Source organism: Thalassolituus sp. (assembly GCF_984348125.1).
In genome coordinates this window covers 46,517-70,386 of sequence record NZ_CFHJLR010000005.1, presented here as the reverse complement: position 1 = coordinate 70,386, position 23,870 = coordinate 46,517, and the positions used below count along the sequence as shown (strand labels likewise).

The following is a 23,870-nucleotide window of genomic DNA, read 5'->3' as shown; positions in this document are numbered from 1 at the left end:
AATCCGGCCATCTTGTTTTCCTTCAGAGGTCTACCCGTTGGCTGGATTAACACAACCCCAGATTGAAGCCGCATTGAGCGGATACCACGATCCTTATCTTGAGACTGATCTGATTTCTGCCGGCTGCGTCCGCGATATTCGCATTGACGGTCCGGCAATTGAAGTCGACATCCACCTGAACTATCCCTCTGAGTACCTGAAAGGCGGTATTGCTCAGGTTCTTCAGACATCTCTTGAGAATATCGACGGCTGTCAGAGCGCGCGCGTTAATATTACCTGGGAAGTCGAAGACCATAAGAGCCAGTCGGCATTGGAAGCGATTGCCGGGGTCAGGAATATTGTTGCTATCGCCTCCGGTAAAGGCGGTGTGGGTAAGTCGACAACCAGTGTGAATCTGGCATTGGCACTTGCCAAAGATGGCGCCAAAGTGGGCCTGTTAGATGCCGATATTTACGGGCCGAGCCAGGGCATTATGCTGGGCATTGAAGAGGGCACTCGCCCGGAAACCATTGATAATAAATGGTTCGTTCCTGTTGAGGCACACGGTATTAAATCTATGTCGATGGCGTATCTGGTGACCGAAAGCACCCCGATGGTGTGGCGAGGTCCTATGGTGTCGGGAGCTCTGATGCAGATCCTGACGCAGACTCAGTGGGGCGAGCTTGATTATCTCCTGATCGACATGCCACCGGGCACCGGTGACATTCAATTAACCCTGAGCCAGAAGTTTCCGATTAGTGGTGCGGTTATCGTGACCACACCTCAGGATATTGCGCTGGCCGATGCGCGCAAAGGCGTTGAGATGTTCAACAAAGTGAATATTCCGGTGCTGGGTATGATTGAGAACATGAGTATGCATATCTGTTCTCAGTGTGGCCATGCGGAACATATCTTCGGGCAGGACGGGGCAGAACGTCTGGCGGAAACTTACCAGACTAAAGTGCTGGGTTCCTTACCGCTGTCGACCTATATCCGTAAGCAGAGCGATGCGGGCTTACCCGTGGTTGCTGCGGATGATTGCTCCGAAGTGTCTATGATGTACCGCCACGCGGCACGTCGCCTTGCCGTGACTCTGGCGACGTCAGAGACTGATCAGAAGATACCGGATATTCAGATCAGCGACGATTGATTCAGGCCCGGCTTTTCCGGATCAGTGCAGGCTGTCACTGAAAATGCTTACCGCATTGACAGCCTCACGTGCTCCCTGACGTATTTCGAGAATTACCTCCCCAGCGCGGGTCGCAAGAGCAACCCCTTCTCCTGCCTGATGCTGACAGGACTCCATGCTCTGTATCGCAAGAGACGTACCGGACTGCATTTTATTGATCATCTGTGAAATCTCTTCGGTTGAGCTGCTGGTTCGGGCGGCGAGCTGTCTGACTTCATCAGCCACAACAGCGAACCCGCGCCCCTGATCTCCGGCACGTGCCGCCTCAATGGCTGCGTTCAAAGCCAGTAGATTTGTCTGGTCGGCGATCCCCCGGATGGTGTTTACGATAGACGTAATCATGTCTGATTGAGCACCCAGCTCAGAAATTACACTTGCAGCCTCCGACACCGCTGCTGAAACCTTGGTCATCTCATCGGATGCCTGCTGAATAATATCGGTGCCAGTCGACGCGGATTGCTCAGTGGCTGTGGTGATGTGATAGGCACTTGCTGCACGTTCTTTTTCTGTCAGCGCCCTCTGAACATTATCTGTGATGTCGGTGGCGAATTTAACGACACCATATACATCACCTTCGGAAGAGATAAGAGGGGTGTAGGATGCTTCGAGCCAGAGGTCGGTCCCATCTTTGCGCACACGGCGGAAGCGGTCGCTGAAGAATTTCCCTTCCGCCAGATTCTTCCAGAACTGTTCCTATTCAGGGGTGGAAGCGTCTTCTTCGGGGACAAATATTCTGTGGTGTTTGCCGACGATCTCACTGTCAGAATAGCCTGTAGCGGCAAGAAAATTATCATTGGCTCGCTGAATAACACCATCGCAGTTGAATTCAATGACCGCCATTGACCGCTCTACCGCTTTAAATGCATCTGTAAAGCGGTTGTTCTCCTCCATCAATGATGTAACGTCGTGAGCAATTTTCACCACTTTTATTACCTCGCCTCCGGCGTCCCGGATGGGCGCATAGGTGGCATCCAGCCAGATGGTTTTACCATCGGCTTTCTTCCGACGGAACTGGCCGTTAACCAGAGTGCCAGCCGCCAGCTTTTGCCAGAAGGAAGAGTATTCGGGACTATTGACGTCTTTTTTATGGCACAGGTCTTTGTGAGGGCGGTTCATCAGTGACCCGTCGGCGCAGCCGAACATGTCGTGATAGAGCGTATTTGCTGACAGTACCATGCCTTCTGGGCTGAACTCAGCAACAGCCTGAGTTGTGTAAATAGATTCGAGCACGCTGAGCTTTTCAGCGATATTCGATGCTTCTGCCGAGGGTTTTACAGGTTTGCGAGAGAAGAACATGGGTGTGCTCCAGACTTATTCTGCCTGATTCAGACTAGTTCAGTATCTTCATTAAGGCCAGAAATGAGAGTTATTCATGTGTAGCTAAAAAGTGTTTTATAGGGTAGCTTTATCGTCATCTTTGATCATTTTAAATGATGGCGAACTGGCTACACTGAGCCTTATAACCATGACAACTCAGCCGCAGAGCTGACTTAGATGAGAGACGACTATGAGCCAGTACCAGCATATTCTGGAACCCCTTGATCTTGGATTCACCACTCTGAAAAATCGGGTCATGATGGGCTCAATGCATACCGGCCTTGAAGATCGCCCCTGGCACTTCAGTGAACTGGCTGAATATTTCGCTGAGCGTGCCCGCGGCGGGGTGGGCCTGTTGGTTACCGGTGGCTTTTCGCCGAACCGCTCGGGTGATCTCTTGCCTTTCGGTTCTAAAATGCTCAGCAGCTGGCAGGTTCCGTTTCATAAGAAGGTGACATCAGCGGTGCACGAGAATGGCAGTAAGATCCTGCTTCAGTTGCTGCATGCTGGTCGTTACGGTTACACCCCGTTTAACGTTGCTCCTTCAGCGATTAAGTCGCCGATTACCCCTTTTAAACCACGTGAGCTGACGACTAAACAGGTCTATAAGACTATTGGTCATTACGCCCGTGCGGCGAAGCTGGCTCAGAAAGCTAACTATGACGGCGTTGAGATCATGGGCTCAGAAGGTTACTTCATCACGCAGATGCTGAATGCGCGCACCAATAAGCGTACCGATGAGTTTGGTGGCTCGTATGAAAACCGCATGCGCTTTCCGCTTGAAGTGGTTCGTGCTGTCCGTAAAGCGGTAGGTCCGGACTTCATTATCATGTTCCGTCTTTCGATGCTGGATCTGGTGGAAGATGCTTCGACTATGGAAGAGGTAATTACCCTGGCGAAAGCACTCGAAGCTGAGGGTGTCACACTGATCAATACAGGCATCGGCTGGCATGAAGCGCGTGTGCCTACCATCGTAACGTCGGTACCACGCGCGGCGTTTGTCGATGCAACGGCTAAAGTAAAAGAGCAGGTTAACATTCCTGTTGTGGCGTCAAACCGGATCAATATGCCGGACACGGCGGAAGAGGTGATCTCAAGTGGTAAGGCAGACATGGTTTCTATGGCACGGCCACTGCTGGCGGATGCTTTCTGGGTGAAGAAAGTAGAGGAAGACCGTGTTGATGAGATCAATACTTGCATCGCCTGTAACCAGGCGTGTCTTGACCACACCTTTCAGAATAAGCGGGCAAGCTGCCTGGTAAATCCTCGCGCTTGTCATGAAACCTCTCTGAAGTACGTTAAAACCAGTGCTCCTCGTAAGGTGGCTGTGGTTGGTGCAGGCCCAGCGGGCCTTGCTGCTGCGACTGTGGCAGCAGAGCGTGGTCACAAGGTCACCCTCTTTGAAGGACGTGGTGAAATTGGCGGTCAGTTCAATTACGCCTCACGCATTCCGGGTAAAGAGGAATTCAAAGAGACGATTCGCTACTTCAACACCATGATTGAGCGTTTAGGCATCGACCTCAAGCTGAATACCATGACCTCAGCCGATGAACTGAAAGCCGCTGGTTTTGATGATGTGATCGTCGCGACTGGTGTCGAACCTCGTGTGCCTAAAATGCCTGGAATTGATCACGCCAAGGTCGTGACTTATCAGGAACTGCTCGCCAACGAAATGAAGCTGGGTGGCAAGGTTGCTATTATGGGTGCAGGCGGTATTGGTTTTGACGTCGGTGAATACCTGGCGCATGAAGGTGAATCCACAACGTTGAACAAAGACGCCTGGATGAAAGAGTGGGGTGTGGATATTACAAACACAGAGCGTGGTGGTCTGATTGCTTCGGATATGGAGCCTTCGCCTCGCAAGCTTTACTTGCTGCAGCGCAAAACGTCCGCGCACGGTAAGGGGCTTAACAAGACAACTGGCTGGGTACACCGTGCAGTGCTGAAAATGAAGCATGTCGAAATGGTCGGTGGCGTCAGCTACGACAAAATCGATGATCAGGGTCTGCATATTACTGTGACGAAAGGAGAGACGTCCGAACCTCGTGTGTTAGACGTTGATCACATCGTTGTGTGTGCTGGTCAGGTATCCGTGAACGGCATCTATGAAGCGCTCAAGGAAGAAACCGCTTTCCGTACACACCTCGTTGGTGGCGCTGAATTCGCGGGTGAGCTCGACGCTAAGCGCGCTATCCGTCTCGCCAGTGAACTAGCTGCCGGCCTGTAACAAAACGGCCCGGGCGCTGCGGTTATGCGGCGCCCGGGGTCACTTCCTGGTATTGCACCTTTTCTTGCTACTGCGCCATTCTGGTTGCTGCACCATTCTGGTTAGAGGCCAACAATTACCAACTGACTTTACTGGCAGAACCGGCTGTGCTTTCTGTTTCTTTGATTGCTTCTGGCAAGCGTATACTCAGAGTGAAGCCCTGTGACGATGGAGGGCTTACGATGCTGCCTTTCATAATGTTGGTCACAAGGTTCCGCACCTCGTAAAGCCCCAATCCTTTTTTAGTCGCCTCTGAACGACGTGTTGTGAAGAACGGCAAAAATATCTTTTCGCGGTGATCTGTACTTATGCCACGGCCATTGTCCTGAAATTCAATATCGAGCACCCCGTTGTCAACGGAGGCTGAGATTCGCACATAGAGTGCCTGCTGCTCATATTTCTCAGGGTTGTGTACGACGGCATTCTCAGTAAGCTGATTCAGAATCTGTTCCAGTAGACTGGTGTATCCGCGCCACAGTGCGGTGTCAGGGTAGCTGATAACTTCCAGTGAGAGATGGCGGTATTGATGTTGGGCTCTTTGTTTCCAGTCACCCAGCCATGCCCGTAGGTAGATGCTATCGGCATATTGTGAAGAACTTGCGCCCATAGATGACTGAATCAGCTGATTCAGCTCAGCAAGCCGGGTGATGTTGTCCGTCACCTGATGGATCGCAGTTTTCAGTTCGCTATCGACAAGAATCTCGTTATCGTCGACCCGCCCCTTAATGTGTGTGGTCGCCAGCCGGATATTACCCAGGGGCGTATTCATTTCATGCGAAACACCCATCACCAACTGTTGTAAAGACTGATTCCGGTTGTCTTCCAGTTTGCGTAGAGCCGCTTCCTGATCGTACTTTTCAGTGACATCCAGAAATGATCCAACCCATTGATACCCTTGATCCGAGACCTCCTGGCGCATCGTGAGAATTGCATTCACGGCTTTGCCACGCCGCGGCATCAGAATCAGTTCGTACCCAGTGACCCTCGTATCGCTATCAAGTACCTCCCAGAGCTCAATCGAAGCATGCGGAGACTCAACAAACTGATCAAAATGCGGCTTAGCTTCGACAACTTCTCCCACCGATGGAAAACCGAGCGCAGAGGCGAACGCCGGGTTACAGTCGGTAATCTCACCGCGACTGTTAAGCTGAAAGCGTGCTGAAATGGAGTTCTGATATAGATCTTCGTATTGCTTGAGGTAGCGTATAGCCTGTGACTGGCTATCGCTCAGGCGGCGCTGATCTTCCTGTTGCGCCTCTCGCAACATGTTGATCCGTGCCCCCATTGCAAGCGAGATCAGAATGACGTCAAAGACCGAACCAATCTGGTAGCCGTATAGAATCAGGGGGGTACCCGGAATCACCCCAAGCGTACTCATATTTGCTGAGATTACGCCCATCATGAAAGATAGCCAGGCGATGGTGAAGTACTTGGCGGGTTTGTGGCCTTGCGTCCAGGCACGGATCCCGGCTACGAGAGTGTAAATCGCAAGAAGGGAGTTCACGTAATTCTGGATGCTAACTGCAGTCTGGTATGGCGCTGCCATAGATAATATGGCGAAGCCAAGTGTCACAGGGACGTAGACCCGATAAACCATGGCGGCTTTCGGGCAATAGTTTTTTAGCATCAGCAGTTGGGGCAGAAAGAGGGCGAAGAAAAATTGACTGATAGCAAACGACAGAGGGACCATAAACGCATTCAGTTCGGGCTTATCTGGCCAGAAATAGCCGAAGGCGGAGCCTTCAAAGTTCATATGAAAGAACAGAAAACTACTGACGAATGCGGTGTAGTAGAGGTATAGCCGGTCACGTACTGCAAAAAAGAGAATGAGATTGTAGAGCGCCATGGCCAGCATGACCGCGTAGTACGCCCCCCGGAATACACCATTATTGATGAGTTGGGTGTTAAGAGTCGTTTGATCAACGAACTCCATAGGTAGCTGATAGGTCCCTTCTGTGGTGACATACAGGTAGAGGTCGTATGTGTTACCTGGTGTGAGGTCCAGTGGCAGAATCAGATTGGGATGATCTATGGCTCTCTCAGTATAGGGGATCCTGTCTCCCCCTCGGGCTACATGGCATTGATTCGCATCGCGTATGCCCTCTGGGCATTGAAACAGAGCGACGGTATCCAGAAGCGAATATCTATTACGAAGAAACCAGTCGCGATCATCTTTCGTTTGCACCTGCATTACGAACCAATAACCAGCATCACCAACCCCGAGGTTCGGGTATTCATCAGTGCTTCGTTGCCATGGCTGCTGCTCGTGCAAAGTTGCGAGTTGTTCTGAGGCTGAATCTACTGACAGCTTATCCGTTTTCAGATACTGCCAATGCTTACCTGCGAGGTAAGTCGAGCCAGCATCCAGAATTAGAGGCGATTGATCCTGCACTGAGGGCAGGGCCAAGGCCGGAAGCGCAGCAGTGATGAGCAGACAAAGCGCCGCGATGAAAGAGAGTATGGAAGGCACAGAAATTCCTTTGCGCAAAGCGACCAGATCCTGATTGGCATTTCGGGCCATTATACCCTCCGATGCGGAAGAATGCAGTGCGTTGCGCAGACATTGTGACAGGGCTCTCATCGGGCTGGCCAACGCCTCATCCTTTAAGTAATCTACTCCTCTTTAATCGCGCTGGAATAATAAGAAATTGTATGTTTTTTGAGCAGGAACGGAGCCAGTTTTTCCGCCCGTTAACCGGTAAGTATCGAGCGCAGGTCATGGAGTGTCTGAAAGAGCTCTATCAGAGGCTCTACAGCTCTAGCAGTGCTGACTATGGTCAGGCGATTCAACGAGACACCGTGATTGAAGTCTTTCAGGAAGCTCTAGTGCGGGCTCCGGTTCTGGCTGACGAATACGACAGTGAGGATGAGTCCAGCGAGAGCCGCTTCCGTACCAGCCGTGAACAGGCAGGTTGGGTACTGAATCAACTCATTGAATCCGGCTGGCTTGAGAAGCAGGTCGATGAGGCCAGCTTACAGAGCACTTTCGGATTTACCCGGTTCGGGCGCCAGTTCACTGAGCCTTTTATCGAAGAAAGCCGGGCTATGGCACGGACCCGTCATCGTAATACACGGAATACCCGTAACTCCCTTGAGTCCTTTCAGGAACGCGGCGACATATACGATCTGCTTGACGCCTATGAGTACTCAGAGCGCATCATCAGTGACTTTACCGATGTGATTGGCGAGCTTGAGGAACGCAAGCGCGACCTTGTTCGTGAGATGGAAGACCAGTTGCTGATCGAGCGCGCCAGTGAAGCCTTCTTCGACTTCATGGAGAACCGCTTCCAGCCAGATCTCTCTGTGCGCTTGTCAGCGGACAACGTGGAGAAGCACCGGGACCAGATTCAGGGTTTGATTGATCGTATCCGTAAACAGGACGTCGAATTCAAAGCCAACGCCGAGAAACGCCTACGTGAGTTATTACCAGAACTGGGGAAAGAGGGCAGTTCGGTACTCTGGACCATTCTCGATGGCATAGAACTGCGTATGCGGAATGCCAGCGACATCATGCTGCCTGCATTACGTCGTGCCCTGCAGAGCTTTACTAAGCGGGCAGACATTATCATTCGTCAGATGAGTTATCTGGCATCGCAACAACACAACGACGTTCTTGCGGTATGCAAGCACCTCTCATCGCTTACTGAAGAAGAGCAGGCGAGTGCTCTGGAGAGAGCTGGAGAGCTTATGGAAGTACCGCAGCTCCGCCTGGTTGATCCTGCTTCTGTTCGCATGCACGCCTCACGAACCCGTCAGAAGATCGAAGCGGCACTGGACGATGGCAAAGGTGACTTTGATGTCGATGCCCGTCGGGAGATCTATGTGCAGCAGGTATTGGATCAGGCCTTCCTAGTGAACCAACAGGCACTACGGCACTTTATGAGCAGCAAGCTCAGTAGCGGTAAAAAAATATCCACACGCGATATCCCGATTGAATCGGCGAAAGACTTCCTGGCGGTTGCACATGCGATTGGTTTGGGCGCAGCCGATGGACTCTCGTCAGAGTTCGAATTCCATATTGATTATGATGAGAATCCGCGTGAAGAAAACAGCGATGGTTACTTCATCAAAAAAGACCACTTTACCTTCGAACTTGTTCAGAAACAGTCCTGAGCGGGTACAGAGAAAAGAATCAGATTATGTTGCATGAAATAGATCGCGAACTGGAAAAAGAAGGCCTCAGCCAGAAAGAATATTCTGAGCTGCTGGTACGCTTGCTCGATTACGGAGTAATTTGCCGTGATGAATCTCAGATCGAGCAAACCCTGTACGACCGGTTTGTCCGTATCGAAGAACTGGTGGGCGAGTACCTTTCAGTTCTGGGTATCCGCATTCAGCACGATAAGCGCTTTCAGTTTATTCGTTTGTACCCGCCCGGCGCGCAGGTACCGGGGATGGATGAAGATCAGCAGAACGTTGGCAACCCAGCATTTCGCCAGCGCCTGAATCAGAGCGAAGTCGCCTTGATTCTCGTATTGCGCGCGCAGTACGACAAAGCGTTGCGCGAAGGGGCTGTTGATGAGCAAGGCTGTGTCATGGTGTCACTTGAAGGCCTGACCATCGCCATGAAAAACCTGCTGAAGCGCAGCCTGCCAGAAAACGTCACTGAGCGGAAAGCGCTGTTCCGTAAGTTGCGTCAGATGCGTCTTGTTCAACTGCAGAATGAAGACAGCGTCCACGATGGTGATATCTGGTTGCGTATTCGCCCAATGATCATGAGCTACGTCAGCGATGAAGTGCTTACTGAATTAATGGCGACCGATGAAGACGACGAAGGCGATAACGAGACTTCCGAATTAAATTCTGAAGCCGGCCAGAGTGAAGATGCCTGGGCTGAAGCAGAGGCCAACGTTGGCGAAGAGTCTAGTTCTGACGTGCCTGCGTCTGAAGAGCCGATTGCAGAAGATGAATCTGAACAGGAAGCTGAGTCTGAAGCGGTTACTTCTGAAGATATCAGCGCTGGCACTGATGAGCCGAATCAAGAAGAAAACTCATCAGAAAATGCCAAAAGTGCTTCGGCGGATGACGCAGAAGAAAGTGAAGAAAAAGAAGATCAGGCAGAACCTGAAACCAAGCAACCCGTCAGCCTGTTCGGAGAATAAAACGATATGTTCCTGAAGAAGTTTATTTACATCAACTGGGGCAATATCCCTGCGACCGAATTTGAGTTTGGTCCGATTAATCTGCTATCGGGTGGCAACGGCTCTGGTAAAACGACGGCTGCTGATGCTATTCAGACCATCATGACCGCAGCGCACGATACGCTGTTTCACTACAATCCGGGTCAGGACGAAGCGACACAGCGTGGTCGTGGTAAAAACGTTCGTACACTGGCTTCCTACGTGCTGGGTTGTGATGATGGCAGTTATGCGCGCCCGAATGGCGCCGTGGGTTATCTCGGTGCGGTTTTTTATCCAACCCAAGGCGAAAGTGGTGAACCTTTCACGGCGATTATTGGTGTCAGTGCGACGGTGGATCGTGCTGGTGGTGCACCGGTAGCGCGCCAGAATGATATTCAGTTTTTTATCGTGGCTGGTGAAGAGTTAACTCAGAATGACTTTCTGCTGGACCTTGATGACTCTCATCAGGAAGTTATTCCACTTGGGAAACTGACAAAAAATCTCGCGCGCAGGATCAACCCGAACAGCGTAGAGAAGTACGACACCAAGAAACAATATCTGCGTCGACTGTACGGTGCTCTGCGTGGCCGCAACGATGCGGTTCCGGAGCGCGAGGCAATGAATGCCGCGCGTACCTTCTCGCGCTTTATGGCCTACAAGCCGGTTAAAAGTATAAATGGTTTCGTGGCGAATGAAATTCTCGAAGCCAAAGACATGGGCGATGCAATTCGCAGTGTCTCGGATCTGATGAAGACCATTTATGCGATGGAATCCGATGCGAATAAACTCGCTGAGTCCATCGAAATGCTGAGTGGCACGCGAGACAGTGCAGGGCGGTATATTGATCAATGGATCGACTACAACGTTCTCGAATACACCGCAGCGCGCAGTCGTTATCTTAACGACCAGAAGAATTACCTGAACGCGAAAGAAATCCAGCAGCAGATTCGTGAGTCTCTGAATAAAACTCAGAAAGAGCGTGACGTTGCACAGGATCGCCGTAAGCAGGTGCGCGAGCAATTAATCAGTATGGAAGCCCGCCGTCAGGGCATCGACGCGCTGCAGGATAAAGATGCCGCAGAGCAGGCGATCAATGATGGTAAAGCGAAGCTGCAACAGCAGGCAATTCCGTTGCTTGAGCAGGATCAGATGTTGCAGGCATCGCTACGTGCTACTGAGCTTTTATATGGGGCGTTGCAGAAAACTAACGTCGCTGCAGAAATTCCGTCTCTGGGTAGTAAACGTATTGCGGAGCAAGCGCGCGAAGTACTGGCTATTAAAGACAATGGTGCCGTCGACTTCCGTAAACTCCTCGGTAAAGACTGGATCGATCTTTCACCTCTGGAAGCTCACCTCGACGATGCCCGCACCCAACAGTCACTGGTAAACAGCTGGCGCGATCGCTTCCACGATACTGAACTGGAAAGCAGCGGCGTATCACTGCGCGATCAGATTGCCCGTGTGGCGGACCGTCGTGATCAGAAGCTTCAGCAAGCGAAGCACCGTATGGTGCAGAAGCAGAATGAAATCTCCAGCCTTGAGGCACGCCAGGCGACGTATCCAGGGTATGTGCGCCAGGCGCTCGAAGCGATTATGCGTGAATGCCCGCAGGCAGAACCGCGCGTACTGGCGGACTACGTTGAGGTCACTGACCCAGACTGGCAGAGTGCGGTCGAAGGTTATATCGGTGGAGCGCGCTTCAGTATTATTGTTGAGTCTGCGTTTGAAGCCGAAGCTGCGCATATTCTTCGTCAGATTCCGGGTGGCAGCCGCGCTCGTGTTATTCAGGGTGAGAAAGCGAAAAAAGACAGTGAACGGATGAAAATTCCGGCGAATTCCATTATCCACCTGATGGATTTTGAACACGCGACTGCCCGTTATTATCTTGAAGCCAGTTACGGCACGGTCGAGCAGGTAGCCGATATTCAGGCGCTGCGTATGACACGTCGTGGTGTGACGAAAGAAGGTCTGGGCTCGGGTGCGTATTCTATTTATCGCTGTGACCTTGAAGATGCGGATCTCGTTTTCGGTTTAGGAGCGCGCGAGCGTGCACTTGCGGCGAAGCGCAGCGAAGTGAATATGCTCGAAGACGTTGCTAACGAAGCAAACTATCAGCTTCGTCAGGCGCAGCAGTTACTTGATGCGGTTAATCTTCTGCGTCACGTTACCTTCGCAGACCAGATGCAATCGATGCTCGATACTCAGTATGCGATGACGCAGGCTGAAAATTCACTGAAAGGCGTGGATGTCTCCAGCTTCGGTGATATTGAGCACGAATTTACCGCACTTAAAGAAAAAGCGGACGACCTCGATGCACAGATAAAAGAGCTGGATGGTGAGCTTGGCCGTTTGCAACAACAGTTAAATGATGCTGAAAAAGCCGTTAAGGCACTGAGTGAGCATCAGGAGCAGACATCAGACACGGCTGACGCTAAAGAAGATGCCCTGCGCTCTATCGTGGGTATCTGGCCTGACTTTGATCTTGAGAAGCGCCTGGAACAAGCGGATAAAGAGGCCGAAGAAAGCCCGGTTGATGCAATTGAGAACCTGCGAAAATCGGTTTCTCAGGAGCTCAATTCCATTGCGTATGAAATTGAGCGGAACATCACTGAACACAATCAGACTTGCCAGACCGTCGATTCGATTGTTTACGCTCCGGATTATCGTGATGAGCATGGTGCGAAATTTTTTACCGGTGTGTGTGACCTTCAGCGCGAAGTCGAACGTGTTCACAACCGTTTGAAGAATAATATTCTGGTCGAGAAGCAGGACAAGCTGCATCAATTACGTGAAAGCTTTAATAACGTCTTTGTGACCAACCTGTGTCACTCAATTTATCAGGCGATCAACGACGGCAAACGTATTCTTGAAGACCTGAATAAAGAGCTGGCTCATCACCAGTTTGGTGCTGACCGCGAAACCTATTGGTTCGATTGGGAATGGGTGCCAGAGTACAAAGAGTACTTCCAGTTCTTTGATGAAGTGATCAAAAATCCGGCATTGGGAGACGGTGCGACTCTGTTTACGGCTGAGCTCTCTGCCAGTTCCGTTAAGGTTCGCGATCAGTTAATGGATATGCTGCTCGACGATGACGAGCAGAAAGCGATGCGCGAGCTTGAGCGTATTTCTGATTACCGTAATTACCGCTCGTATGAGATTTATAAACAACCGCTGAATAAAGAACCGATCGCTCTTTCACAATACGGTACAGGGTCCGGTGGCCAGCTAGAGACGCCAGCCTACATTATTCGTTCAGCAGCCATTACTTCAGCTTTCCGCTTTAATGAAGGGGATACTCACCTGCGTATTGTGCTAGTGGATGAAGCCTTCTCGAAAATGGATGAAACCCGCTCTAAAGAGGTGATTAATTACCTTACCGAGAGCCTGGGTCTGCAGTTGTTGTTTATTATGCCGACCAGTAAATCGGGACCATTTATGGATCTGGTTTCGAACCAGTTTGTCTTCTCAAAAGTACCGCTTACCGGCGGACAGAAGAAAGGGGAGTTGCAGACTCGGGTGCTGGTCGACAGGCAGCAGTGTAACCAGGAAAAGGTTAAAGAGCTTTGGGCGAACCACCGCCGGACTATCCGTCACCAGGCGTCACTAGACTTTATGGAAGAGTTTGCCTGATGGTGGCCGCCTATGGTGTTGAAGATGCTTCTTTCCGTGCTGCGGGAGAGTACGAGGGTATAAAAGCCCTCGTTGACGGCTTTTACGATGCGATGGAGGCTCTGCCTGCGGCTAAAAAAATCCGCGATATGCACCCCGCGGATTTAACCGAATCACGCGATAAGCTGACGCGCTTCTTGTGTGGCTGGTTAGGAGGGCCGCGCCTGTATCGCGAAAAGTACGGGCCAATCGCGATCCCTCGGGCCCATGCTCATTTGCCGATTGGCGAGGCTGAGCGGGATGCCTGGCTGTTGTGTATGGAAGAAGCGCTAAAGTCACAGGCGTACCCTGAAGAGTTCAAATCCTACCTGATGACCCAGTTATTCGTGCCCGCAGAGCGGTGCCGTATGGCGTCAGAGTCAATGATGAGGCACTCATAGTATTCCGGAGATCCGGATGCAAAACGTATTGCCAACAGGTCAGCCTCTCGTTATCTTCCTTCCATCACAACAATAAAAACCGGATCGAATATGAGCACATTCTCCCGACTTGTGGTTTACGTTATGGCCGCAATACCAGTCATTAGCGTTCATGCCGAAACCATCAACGATTACGCCCTCTGGAACATCAAAAGTGACCCGAGAGAAACGCGCTGGATCCAGATTCGTGAGTTTCAGCGTATGGAAGGGGAAGAGATTTTTCATATTGATGTGTACTCACGCGAGAACGGTGATATGCAGGAGCTTGCCATGCGCCTCGCTGACCATATTGCGATTGAGCGCGAAGCACTGCTGAACAGCATCGGTCAGCCGGTTGATACCGGTGTTCCAGAGCGGGTGGCTTATGATAAAGCCGTCACCCGGTGGATGAAGACACCGGCAGCCCAGCGTGAAATCTGTCGGCGCCCGGTGCAGAGGTGTCTTGATCCTGTATTCTCGGAGTAAATACTACCGACTAGCGATAGTCAGAAACCACGTTCGATTAGGTCTCTCATTACCTGCTCATAAAAATCGGCCACGGAACCCTGATAGGGAGGCCGCTCCTGAAGCCAACTCTCCTGAGGGCCGTAGTATTTATTCCGGCCGGTAAAGTAATTGTGATAGTAACCGTGGCTTAAAATACTGCCATCCAGTATCTTGATATGCTCGAAGTTACTGCGGCTATCCGCACAAGGTGGATAGCCAATCTTATCGAAATTCTGAGAGTCCATCGTGGTATAGCCATCATTAGGGCCGTATAGGGCGGTGACCCCAAGATAAAAAGTCGCGTCGCCCCAGTATTCGTAATCCCAACTTCTTATGCGTGCTGAATAACTGAAGTAACTTACGCCATTACAGTTCTCGTTGTCTTCGTTCACGAGTTCGTACCAACCTTCCTCCTGTACGCCAATCGCATCCAGCAGGTCACGCCACGCAGTCTCATCACGGTAAAAGTCTTCTCGCATGTAATGACTTGAGAGAGAAGTCAGGCCACTCAGGAAGGCTCTGAACTGACCGTTAATATCCAGGTCATACTCGTCCGGATTATCAGGGTCGTATCCTTCGGTCAGAACCAGAGGTTGGTTGAACAGAGCCTCGTCTGTGGTTGTATCTCCTACCTCCCGCCACATGAGGTCTGTATTCAGACGCTCGCCTTCTTCGAATTCCCAGAAGGGTTCGCCAGCAACAGGGTCAATCCAGCCGTCGCCAAAAACATAATTGGAAAGATACATGCCGTTAATGCCGATGGTCGCGATTTCTGCGCCGAGATGCTCGCCAGAAAGTCCCACCACTGCAGCGACATGCTTTGCCATAGAGCCTTCTTCTGGGGCGCTATCACTGGCTGGCAAGGCAGTTGTCATGAAACGAGCATCCTGAGTTCCTTGTGATGTACCAATAATGATTACCTTGTCTGCCTGCGTCGCGGATAAAGCTTCATAGACCGTATTGCGGAGGGAGCGGGCACGTATGTGATAGGTTGCGTAGGCTGGTTTGTCGGCGATAAATACCTCGTTGCCGCAGGCTTTAAGGCGGTCAACGATGTCTTTACTGAAGTAGCGATGGTATTGCGCTATATCGCTGGTACGTTTTAGGCGGTTGTCATAAAGGTTGTCGATGCGCGGCGGCAGGTGAGCTTCATCAGCGGGTAGAATCCACTCTTGGCAGCCATTGTCAGAATCCCAGGCTGCGCAATACTTCTGCAGATTATCGGATTCTCGCGTCATGCACTCGTCAGCTGTCCAGCTGTCAGGGCAGATGGTCCGTAAGCCAAAATGGTGGGATAAGACGATAGGGTACTGAAGCTTACAGTCATTAAATTCCTGGGCATAAGAGGCCGGAGATAAAATGATTAAAAGAGCGGCGAGGCGGAAGCTGACATTCATATCGATTCCCTGACTGTGAAGTGAAGCCCTGAGAAGGCTGAAGCCACAGTATGGTCGGCGCCGGAGCGTTTGTGTGACCATCGATGCAATGAAATGCGCCAACTCATGGTGCACATGGGGCCAGTTTGTCGGACTCGTTAACCGAAGGTTGGATATGCTTGTCCCGGATACTTGCAAATTACGATACTCCCCGGCTTACTGGAAAGAGTTAAACGCCAACATGGATTTACCATGAAAGGACTCATTCTTAGCCTCAGTATTGCGACTCTTGTGTCATGTGCGCAGATGCCCGCAACTCATCCTGCTCAAAGTAAGCAGCCAGACACGGCCTCGGTGGCTCCTGAGCCCTGTATCGGAACAACCGATTTGCCAGCGTCATTGCGCGACAGTTTTGTTCCAGCCGTTGATTCAGACTTATTAAATGCTGCGCTCGGAGAGCCTGGCAAAGGCGGCTTGTGCCAGGGGCAGGTGTATATTTCAACTGGCGTAAAAATCGTTACCCTTTATCGCGCCTGGAACAGTACTAATCCCGGAAGCACCTATGGCAATTGGTGGGCGTTCAATAAGCCGTCAGGAAAGGTTGCTGAATATCGTGAAGACTTCGAAATCTGCTATCAATGGTCACCGCTGGATAAGCTTGTGACTTGTGAGCTCAAGGCGGGTACAAAAGTAGTTGTAGGGAACGGTCAGAGCGCATATTGCTCTGAATATCTGACTTATAGTGTGTCAGCCAGTCAGCAGGTCTACATAAATGACGCGAGTAATTCAGTGATGAACTGTGAGACCGCAGATGGGGTGCTCGTCTGGCAGTAAGGTGATCAATAGAGTGATGTAACTCAAGTACGAAACGGAGAGATTCTCATGGATAGAGAAATTGCAGGGATCATGCTGTCTTTTGCTTTGTATCTGACTTATTTTCTGATTCCCCTTGTACCTTCAATCCTTATTTATAAGATCTTCCCCTCCACGTCTGTGGTTGCCAGTGGCAGCTTCTCAGGGCTTAAGATTAATTCGTCCGGTGCCTTTGCTGCATATCTTATTACTCTGGTTATCAGTATAAATGCGTTATCTGAAACCGAGGCTCGTATTCTCGAGATCCGAAATCCGAATGAACCAACCTGGAGTATCATCGGAACGCTTGAACTTCGCGATGGTGAGGGCAACGTCATCAATAATCCTCTGCTGTTTGATCTACTGGAAATATCTCTCGAGCCCCGTGTTTTAAGCAGTGCGAATGGAGATATTCATTTCAAGATACCTGGCTCACCAGACGGTTCGCCTCCTAAAAGAATGATTACCTTGGACGTTAAGGGCTTTGGCCGCGGCAAGATTAATCTGACGTCTGAAGCAGCATTAACGGGGAGTGACATGGTGGTTAATTATCAGACCAGAACCATTGAGTTCAGTGAGCCTATCGAAATTACAACGCTCACTCAGCCAGGACAAAGATACTCTGAAACCTCGTACATGACACCCGTGACAGGAGCAGGAGAATGAAAACCATCGCATTTACGATACTGCTTTTTTTGTCTGAGTTGGCTTTGGCGACGAATCTGAGGGGGAGGGTGGATATTCGTCATCCCTATACCGGCGACCTTTTCCCAGCGTCGGGAGCGACGGTCGAACTTATCGTGTTTACTAACTTTGGCCCTCAGCTGGTTTACACCTATTTCACCGGCTCAGATGGTATGTATTACATGCCCAGTATAATACCGGGAAATTACATTCTCCGTATTAACGGCTATCTGGACTATCAGATTCAGGTAGTGAATATGCCTTATCAGGATTTACAACCGGTGTTGATGCAATAAAAAAAAGCGGCATCCATGCCGCTTCAAGGGTGCTGAACAAGGGGAGTGTTCAACTAACGTTGGCATCAGCTGCCGGATTTTTTACCTCAACTTCCGCTTTTTCAAAAAAGCTCTTCTCAAAGGCATCGGTTAGCAGAGCGTCATAGCGCTGCTTGTCGTACTCACGAATATTATCGGCTTCTTCCTGAGTAATAATATTCTGAGAAACAGCGCTGGAGAGGCGGGCATCGATGTTGTCTCCCGCGAGCTTTCCTCGGGACTCTGCTTTGTTGTATTTTCCCCACGCATCGTCAACCGTCAGCAGTTTCTGATACGTGCTTTCAACACGGCCGAAAGCGTCGCTTGGCTCAAGGTTGTTATGAATGAACTGACCAAATTTCTGACGCACAGGGTTGTCCTCCATGATCAGGTCACCGAGCGCACGAAGCTGATCGTCATCAGGCTTTCTCAGAATCCGACCGTATGGGAACGCCAGACGCTTAAATACTCCGGCGATGCCCGGAACCGTGAAGTTGTCGTAGAAGTCGAACAAAGCTTCCTGAGCAGTGTACAGAGCCTGATGCAATGAGGCACGGGCGTGTACTTTTTCAGCGGTACTTGCAGGCTGATTTTCGTAGTATTTAAGAATACTGCATGCGATAAACAGCTGGCTATGAACATCGCCTAAACGAGCACTCAGAAGTTCACGACGCTTAAGGTCGCCACCAAGAACACCCAGCGCAAGGTCTGCTGAAGAGGCCAGTGCAGCACTCATGCGGTCGATGCGCTGGTACCACTCTTTGGTAAAGCTGTCCGCTTTCTCTGGTGCATTTGCCAGACGATTGCCACTGAGCCCAAGCACGAATGCGCGCATGGTACGGCTGATGCTGTTGCCAGCGAGTGCAAAGAACAGGCGGTCGAAATCTTTTAGCCCCTGCTTCTTATCATCGGTCTGCAGTGTCTGAATAACGTCGAACAGGTAAGGGTGGCAACGCATCGACCCCTGGCCGAAAATCATCAACGAGCGGGTCAGAATATTCGCCCCTTCCACTGTGATCGCGATAGGCACACTCTGATATGGCAGGGCCATGAAGTTACGGGGCCCCAACTGAATGGCGCGGCCACCGGCGACATCCATACCGTGATTGATCAGAGTACGCATCATTTCTGTAGCGTGGTACTTGGCCATGGCCGTAATCACCGACGGGGTGCCAGACTCGAGGCTCTTCGTCACAAGGTGACGCATTGCTTCGAGCGTGTAGCCGAGAATAGCGATCTGCGATGTTGCTTCCTGCACACCTTCAAACTTACCGACCTCCGTCTTGAACTGGCGACGGATTTTGCCGAACGCACCGGTCATACGATAGCCAACTTCGCCACTTGCGGTAGCCAGAGCAGGAAGCGAAACGCCTCGACCTGCACCCAAGCATTCAATCAGCATACGCCAACCCTTACCGGCCATTTCAGGGCCACCGATGATCCAGTCAACCGGGATAAATACATCTTCGCCGTTAATCGGCCCATTCATGAAGGGCGCACCGGGGTAGTGACGACGACCGATTTCAACGCCTTCATGATCAGCGGGAATCAGGGCACAGGTAATACCATAATCCTGGGTATCAGGATCACCCAGCAGGCCGTCCGGATCACGCAGCTTAAATGCCAGGCCAATTACCGTTGCCACCGGTGCAAGTGTAATCCAGCGTTTGGCAAAGTTGAGGCGAATACCAAGTACTTCTTTACCGTCATGCTCGCCCTTACAAACGATACCCAGGTCAGGAATCGAGCCTGCGTCAGAGCCAACCTCTGGGCCTGTCAGACCAAAGCATGGAATCTCGGTGCCTTTGGCAAGTCCGGGCAACCAGCGCTTTTTCTGCTCGTCAGTACCGTATTTTGCAAGCAGTTCGCCTGGGCCGAGTGAATTGGGAACCATAGCCGTTACTGCACCCGTGATGGAGCGGGATGCGATTTTGCTCATGATGCGACTTTGAGCATACGGTGAGAAGTGCTTACCGCCGTACTCTTCTGGAATGATCAGGCTGAAGAAGCCTTTGTCTTTCAGAAACTGCCAGGCCTCTGGTGGCAGATCTTTGCGGTAGTGATGGATTTCCCATTCATCCAACATGCCGCAGAGTTCTTCAACTTCGTTGTCGATAAACGACTGCTCTCTCTTGGTCAGCGTCGGCATGGTGATCGAAGAGAATTTTTCCCAATCAGGCTTACCCTGAAACAGGTCGGCGTCCCACCATGTTGTGCCAGCTTCCAGAGCCTCGCTCTCGGTCTGGCTCATCTGGGGCATGACGCCTGAAATGGTTTTGTAGGCCGATTTAGTCAGCACGGCCCTGCGCAGCTGCGGTACGTTCAGCACTGCCAGAACGCCTGCGAGTATTACGAGAGTGACAGGGTGAACCATAGCTGGTGTGATCAAGCCGGTGGTCAACCAGACGGCAGTGAATATCGCAGAGCCGATCAACAGCCCCGGGTTGAAATACATGACTGCGGCGAATGCCACTAAGACGCTGAGGAGGGTAATAAGAAACATCCCGATCTCCGAAAGTTGATATCAATACAAAACCTATACAAGAATTAATTTAATGTAAAGGATTGTGTTGATTGACAAGTTAATCTGGCACAGACATGCTCATCCGCCCCGATTCACTGCAGGCTCGCACTGCAATAGTTATAGGTACGACGGTATGGATAAGATGGAGTTCACTTCTGAAGAGAAGGCGCAGATGGTACAAAAGGTGAAAATGTACTTCCGCGAGGAGCTGGATCAGGAATTGGGTGGCTTTCAGGCGGAGTTTCTGATTGATTTCTTCGCAGAAGAAATGGGTGGTTTTTTCTATAACCGGGGGCTGTACGATGCAGAAACCGTTATGTCTGAAAAACTTCGCGATATCTCAGATGAGTTGATGCAGTTGGAGAAAGCTGTCCGGTGAGCAGAGCAGCCTCAGTAGTTAACAAACCAGTATTTATCCCAGGCCATAAGCACTTTTTCGGGATATTTGGTTTTACCCAGACTGCCGTTGTAGCGAGCAAGGGCGCGAATCAGGTTCCCTTTTTCGCGGTCAAGATAATGTTTGAGGATCGTACATCCGTAGCGCAGATTTGTGCGTGTATCCATGAGATTGTCTTCAGTTCTGCCGAGCTCATTCTTCCAGAACGGCATCACCTGCATATATCCCTGGGCTCCGACATAGCTCAGGGCAAAGCGGTCGAACGCACTTTCAACCTGAATAACAGAGAGAACCAGCTCAGGCTGTAGACCGGCTCTGGTTGCCTCCTGGTGCACCATGCGCAGTAAATCAAGGCGGATCTTGTCGTCGCGCATGTTCCGGTAACGCTTCAGTCGGCCTGACATGTCCATCAGCCAGACCTGAGCATCGAACTGGTCACCAAAGGAATCGGAAGCATTGACGGCTTCCATCAGGGCTGATCTTAACTCCGGGTCAGGGTCGGCACTGGTCATCGCTGCAGAGGGAAGTGCCAGCAGCATCAGTACAGTAATACCGCACCAGAGCAATCGGGAGCGGTATTTACGGCAGGCGTACTGGCAGGGGATCATCCGAGTTTGATCCGCTCTTTCAGAACATTGAGCACGTTGTCAGCTGCGATCTCTTCTTTCTCATCAGCACTGCGGTGCTTGTACTCCAGGGCACCGGCTTCGAGACCACGATCACTGATTACTACCCGGTGAGGAATACCCATCAGCTCCATGTCAGCAAACTTCACACCAGGGCTGGTCTTTTTATCGCGGTCATCCATATACACTTCAAAACCGGCTTCGGTCAGCTCGTTATAAAGCTTCTCAGCCGCTTCTTTTACGGCCTCAGACTTGTGCATGTTCATCGGCACAATGCCCACATGGAAAGGAGCGATAGCGTCTGGCCAGATGATGCCGTTGTCGTCGTTGTTCTGTTCAATCGCAGCAGCAACAACCCGACTCACACCGATACCATAGCAACCCATCATCATGACGCGATCTTTGCCGTTTTCATCCAGTACAGTCGCTTTCAGCGCTTCAGAGTATTTCGTACCCAGCTGGAAGATATGTCCCACTTCAATACCACGTTTGATATCGAGCGTACCATTACCACACGGGCTTGGATCACCAGCAACGACATTACGCAGGTCAGCGATCGTGCCTTCTTCGAAGTCGCGATCCCAGTTTGCGCCCGTAAAGTGCGCATCGGTTTCGTTTGCGCCGCATACAAAATCCGCCATGTGTGCGGCAGACCTGTCTACATAAACGCGGGCTGAGAGACCGCGAGGACCTGTGAAACCAGCAACGCCGCCAATTTTCTGGACTTCTTCTGCGCTGGCAAACTGCAGCGGGCTGAGAACGCCCGGAAGTTTTTCGGCTTTGATCTCATTCAGCTGATGATCACCACGGAGGAAAAGCACCACTGGCTCACCGGCTTCGCCTTCTTCTGCGTCTTCCGCTTCGCTGGTACCGCGCACGACGATGGCTTTCAGCACATCACTGGTGGCAACGTTTAGCAAAGCGGCGACGTCTTCGATGCTCGTGACGTCTGGGGTTGATACTTTCTCAAGTTCTTTCGATGCAGCAGGACGTTCGCCAGCAGGAGCAAGCGCTTCAGCCAGCTCAACGTTTGCCGCGTAGTCAGAGCTGTCAGAGAAGGCGATGTCATCTTCACCGGACTCTGCCAGTACGTGGAATTCGTGCGATGACGCCCCACCAATAGAACCTGTGTCGGCCAGCACCGGACGGAAATCAAGGCCGAGACGGTTGAAAATGCGGGTGTATGCTTCGTGCATTCGCTCGTAAGTTTCCTGCAGGCTTTCTTCGTTGGCGTGGAAGGAATAGCCATCTTTCATCATGAACTCGCGGGCACGCATGACACCAAAGCGAGGGCGGGTCTCATCGCGGAACTTGGTCTGAACCTGATACAGGTTCATCGGTAATTGCTTGTAGCTGCTGAGGTTATTACGAGCGATGTCTGTGACCACTTCTTCAGCGGTCGGGCCGTAGCAGAACTCCCGGTTATGGCGGTCTTTGAGGCGCATCAGCTCACCGCCGTACTGGTACCAACGGCCAGATTCTTCCCACAGCTCAGCTGGCTGGACCGTAGGCATCAGAATCTCTTGTGCGCCAGCACGGTCCATTTCTTCCCGAACGATATTTTCGACTTTGCGTAAGGTGCGAAGGCCCAGCGGCATCCAGGTATAGAGGCCTGCAGCCAGTTTGCGGATCATGCCGGAGCGGAGCATCAGCTTATGGCTGACAACAACCGCATCAGCTGGGGTTTCTTTTTCGGTCGCAATAAGAAATTGAGTAGCGCGCATAGAGACAGTAGGCCATCGGGTCATTAATTAGTGCACGTATTCTAAAGCATGTACCGCTCCTGTATAAGCCCTTTAGTAAGTCCGTTTGCATCGGAGCCGCCGTAAAGGCTGATCACGACCAAGCCTTTAGTCGGACTGTCATGTATGACTTTCTATTGTATGATTTGTGAACAGAATCATGAAAGACTGAGTATTTCGCCTGATTCACAAGTGCGGCCGTTGTGTCATTCTGCGTCTGTGAGATAATCCAATAAACACGGACGTGTATAAGAAGACGTTGGAAACCCGGAGAGATCATTGTTGAATAATGAACCAGAGATCGCCGAACTCCCCACAGCTGAAGCGTGCATTCGCAATCAGCGCCCGATACTGGACGTACTAGGCAAGTACGCCCCAGAAAATGCCTTCATCCTCGAAGTGGGAAGTGGCACAGGCCAGCACGCTGCGTACATGACCGCCAACCTGCCAGGAATCCGCTGGCAACCTACCGAATTGAAAGAGCGTCTTGAAGATATCCGTCAATGGCGTAAGCATGCCGCACAGAAAGGTTTTCTTGATCCACTCGAACTCAATGTCGAGCAGGATATCTGGCCTGCGCGAGACGCCGATGTGGTCTTCAGTGCGAACGTTGTGCATTTTGTTAGTTGGCCGGAAGTCGAAAAGATGTTCCGGGGTATCAGCCGGGTGCTGAAAGCAGGTGGCCTGCTGCTTTTATATGGTCCGTACAATTATGACGGCCAATACACCAGTCAGGGCAATGTCGATCTGGATCAGTGGCTACGGGAGAGAAATCCCGATAGCGGTATCAAAGACTTTGAACAGATCCTGCTTCTTGCTCGTCAGTTCCATCTGTATCTCAGAGCAGATGAGGAAATGCCTGCCAATAACCGAACCCTGGTGTTCCAGAAAGCCGAAACCGGCGAGTGAT

General features: G+C 51.2%; 17 protein-coding genes and 2 pseudogenes. 12 read left to right on the top strand and 7 right to left on the bottom strand.

The window, feature by feature from the left end:
- Positions 1 to 37: 37 nt before the first annotated feature.
- Positions 38 to 1,129: an iron-sulfur cluster carrier protein ApbC gene (gene apbC, locus AC5E51_RS05195; RefSeq protein ID WP_491778216.1), complete on the top strand. Its 1,092-nt coding sequence runs from the start codon at positions 38 to 40 to the stop codon at positions 1,127 to 1,129.
- A 21-nt stretch (positions 1,130 to 1,150) separates the two neighbouring features.
- Here apbC and AC5E51_RS05190 read toward each other — a convergent pair.
- Together AC5E51_RS05190 and AC5E51_RS05185 are read right to left on the bottom strand one after the other, a co-directional pair.
- Positions 1,151 to 1,486 (bottom strand): annotated as a pseudogene (locus AC5E51_RS05190) (methyl-accepting chemotaxis protein); the annotation flags it as partial.
- Positions 1,487 to 1,699: 213 nt separating this feature from the next.
- A pseudogene (locus AC5E51_RS05185) lies at positions 1,700 to 2,464 on the bottom strand (PAS domain-containing protein); the annotation flags it as partial.
- Positions 2,465 to 2,675: 211 nt separating this feature from the next.
- Between AC5E51_RS05185 and AC5E51_RS05180 the strand changes: the two are divergent.
- On the top strand, positions 2,676 to 4,712 hold the full coding sequence (locus AC5E51_RS05180; RefSeq protein WP_301378468.1) for an NADPH-dependent 2,4-dienoyl-CoA reductase: 2,037 nt from the start codon (positions 2,676 to 2,678) through the stop codon (positions 4,710 to 4,712).
- A 115-nt stretch (positions 4,713 to 4,827) separates the two neighbouring features.
- Here AC5E51_RS05180 and AC5E51_RS05175 read toward each other — a convergent pair whose 3' ends face one another.
- Positions 4,828 to 7,272, bottom strand: a complete 2,445-nt coding sequence (locus AC5E51_RS05175) for a 7TM diverse intracellular signaling domain-containing protein (protein ID WP_068437640.1) — start codon at positions 7,270 to 7,272, stop codon at positions 4,828 to 4,830.
- Between the two features lie 131 nt (positions 7,273 to 7,403).
- Between AC5E51_RS05175 and AC5E51_RS05170 the strand changes: the two genes are divergently transcribed.
- The 5 genes from AC5E51_RS05170 to AC5E51_RS05150 all read left to right on the top strand — a co-directional run bounded on the left by AC5E51_RS05170 (position 7,404) and on the right by AC5E51_RS05150 (position 14,424).
- On the top strand, positions 7,404 to 8,864 hold the full coding sequence (locus AC5E51_RS05170; protein ID WP_491778215.1) for a Wadjet anti-phage system protein JetA family protein: 1,461 nt from the start codon (positions 7,404 to 7,406) through the stop codon (positions 8,862 to 8,864).
- 26 nt (positions 8,865 to 8,890) lie between these two features.
- The gene (locus tag AC5E51_RS05165) at positions 8,891 to 9,853 is read left to right on the top strand and encodes a DUF4194 domain-containing protein (RefSeq protein ID WP_301378474.1); all 963 of its coding nucleotides are present in this window, start codon (positions 8,891 to 8,893) and stop codon (positions 9,851 to 9,853) included.
- 6 nt (positions 9,854 to 9,859) lie between these two features.
- Positions 9,860 to 13,501 carry an ATP-binding protein gene (locus AC5E51_RS05160; RefSeq protein ID WP_068437650.1) on the top strand — a complete coding sequence of 1,214 codons (3,642 nt, stop codon included), beginning with the start codon at positions 9,860 to 9,862 and terminating at the stop codon, positions 13,499 to 13,501.
- Positions 13,501 to 13,920, top strand: a complete 420-nt coding sequence (locus AC5E51_RS05155; RefSeq protein WP_491778214.1) for a group II truncated hemoglobin — start codon at positions 13,501 to 13,503, stop codon at positions 13,918 to 13,920. Before AC5E51_RS05160 ends, AC5E51_RS05155 begins: the two co-directional genes overlap by 1 nt.
- 90 nt (positions 13,921 to 14,010) lie before the next feature.
- A complete protein-coding gene (locus tag AC5E51_RS05150) occupies positions 14,011 to 14,424 on the top strand; it encodes a DUF5086 family protein (protein WP_068437656.1) in 414 nt (137 codons plus the stop codon).
- Positions 14,425 to 14,444: 20 nt separating this feature from the next.
- Here AC5E51_RS05150 and AC5E51_RS05145 read toward each other — a convergent pair whose 3' ends face one another.
- On the bottom strand, positions 14,445 to 15,683 hold the full coding sequence (locus AC5E51_RS05145; protein WP_491778213.1) for an esterase/lipase family protein: 1,239 nt from the start codon (positions 15,681 to 15,683) through the stop codon (positions 14,445 to 14,447).
- A 390-nt stretch (positions 15,684 to 16,073) separates the two neighbouring features.
- On the opposite strand from AC5E51_RS05145, the gene AC5E51_RS05140 reads away from it, so the two are divergent.
- From AC5E51_RS05140 to AC5E51_RS05130, 3 genes are read left to right on the top strand one after another with little or no spacing between them, the layout of a single operon-like run.
- Complete coding sequence (locus tag AC5E51_RS05140; protein ID WP_301388950.1) at positions 16,074 to 16,655, top strand: hypothetical protein; 582 nt, start codon at positions 16,074 to 16,076, stop codon at positions 16,653 to 16,655.
- A gap of 48 nt (positions 16,656 to 16,703) precedes the next feature.
- The gene (locus AC5E51_RS05135; protein WP_068437664.1) at positions 16,704 to 17,339 is read left to right on the top strand and encodes a hypothetical protein; all 636 of its coding nucleotides are present in this window, start codon (positions 16,704 to 16,706) and stop codon (positions 17,337 to 17,339) included.
- Entirely contained in the window at positions 17,336 to 17,653 is a 318-nt protein-coding gene (locus AC5E51_RS05130; protein ID WP_068437667.1) for a carboxypeptidase-like regulatory domain-containing protein, read from the top strand. Before AC5E51_RS05135 ends, AC5E51_RS05130 begins: the two co-directional genes overlap by 4 nt.
- 49 nt (positions 17,654 to 17,702) lie before the next feature.
- Here AC5E51_RS05130 and AC5E51_RS05125 read toward each other — a convergent pair whose 3' ends face one another.
- Positions 17,703 to 20,174 carry an acyl-CoA dehydrogenase gene (locus tag AC5E51_RS05125; protein WP_491778212.1) on the bottom strand — a complete coding sequence of 824 codons (2,472 nt, stop codon included), beginning with the start codon at positions 20,172 to 20,174 and terminating at the stop codon, positions 17,703 to 17,705.
- 154 nt (positions 20,175 to 20,328) lie between these two features.
- Here AC5E51_RS05125 and AC5E51_RS05120 point away from each other — a divergent pair, with 154 nt between their 5' ends.
- Positions 20,329 to 20,574, top strand: coding sequence for a DUF2164 domain-containing protein (locus AC5E51_RS05120; RefSeq protein ID WP_068437672.1), 246 nt, complete (start codon positions 20,329 to 20,331; stop codon positions 20,572 to 20,574).
- Positions 20,575 to 20,585: 11 nt separating this feature from the next.
- On the opposite strand, the gene AC5E51_RS05115 is transcribed toward AC5E51_RS05120, so the two are convergent.
- The gene (locus AC5E51_RS05115; RefSeq protein ID WP_301388181.1) at positions 20,586 to 21,200 is read right to left on the bottom strand and encodes a lytic transglycosylase domain-containing protein; all 615 of its coding nucleotides are present in this window, start codon (positions 21,198 to 21,200) and stop codon (positions 20,586 to 20,588) included.
- Positions 21,197 to 22,942 carry a proline--tRNA ligase gene (locus AC5E51_RS05110; protein ID WP_068437771.1) on the bottom strand — a complete coding sequence of 582 codons (1,746 nt, stop codon included), beginning with the start codon at positions 22,940 to 22,942 and terminating at the stop codon, positions 21,197 to 21,199. Before AC5E51_RS05110 ends, AC5E51_RS05115 begins: the two co-directional genes overlap by 4 nt.
- Before the next feature lie 297 nt (positions 22,943 to 23,239).
- Here AC5E51_RS05110 and AC5E51_RS05105 point away from each other — a divergent pair, with 297 nt between their 5' ends.
- Positions 23,240 to 23,869 (top strand): DUF938 domain-containing protein, encoded by a 630-nt coding sequence (locus tag AC5E51_RS05105; protein WP_491221843.1) that lies wholly within the window; start codon positions 23,240 to 23,242, stop codon positions 23,867 to 23,869.
- Position 23,870 lies beyond the last annotated feature (1 nt).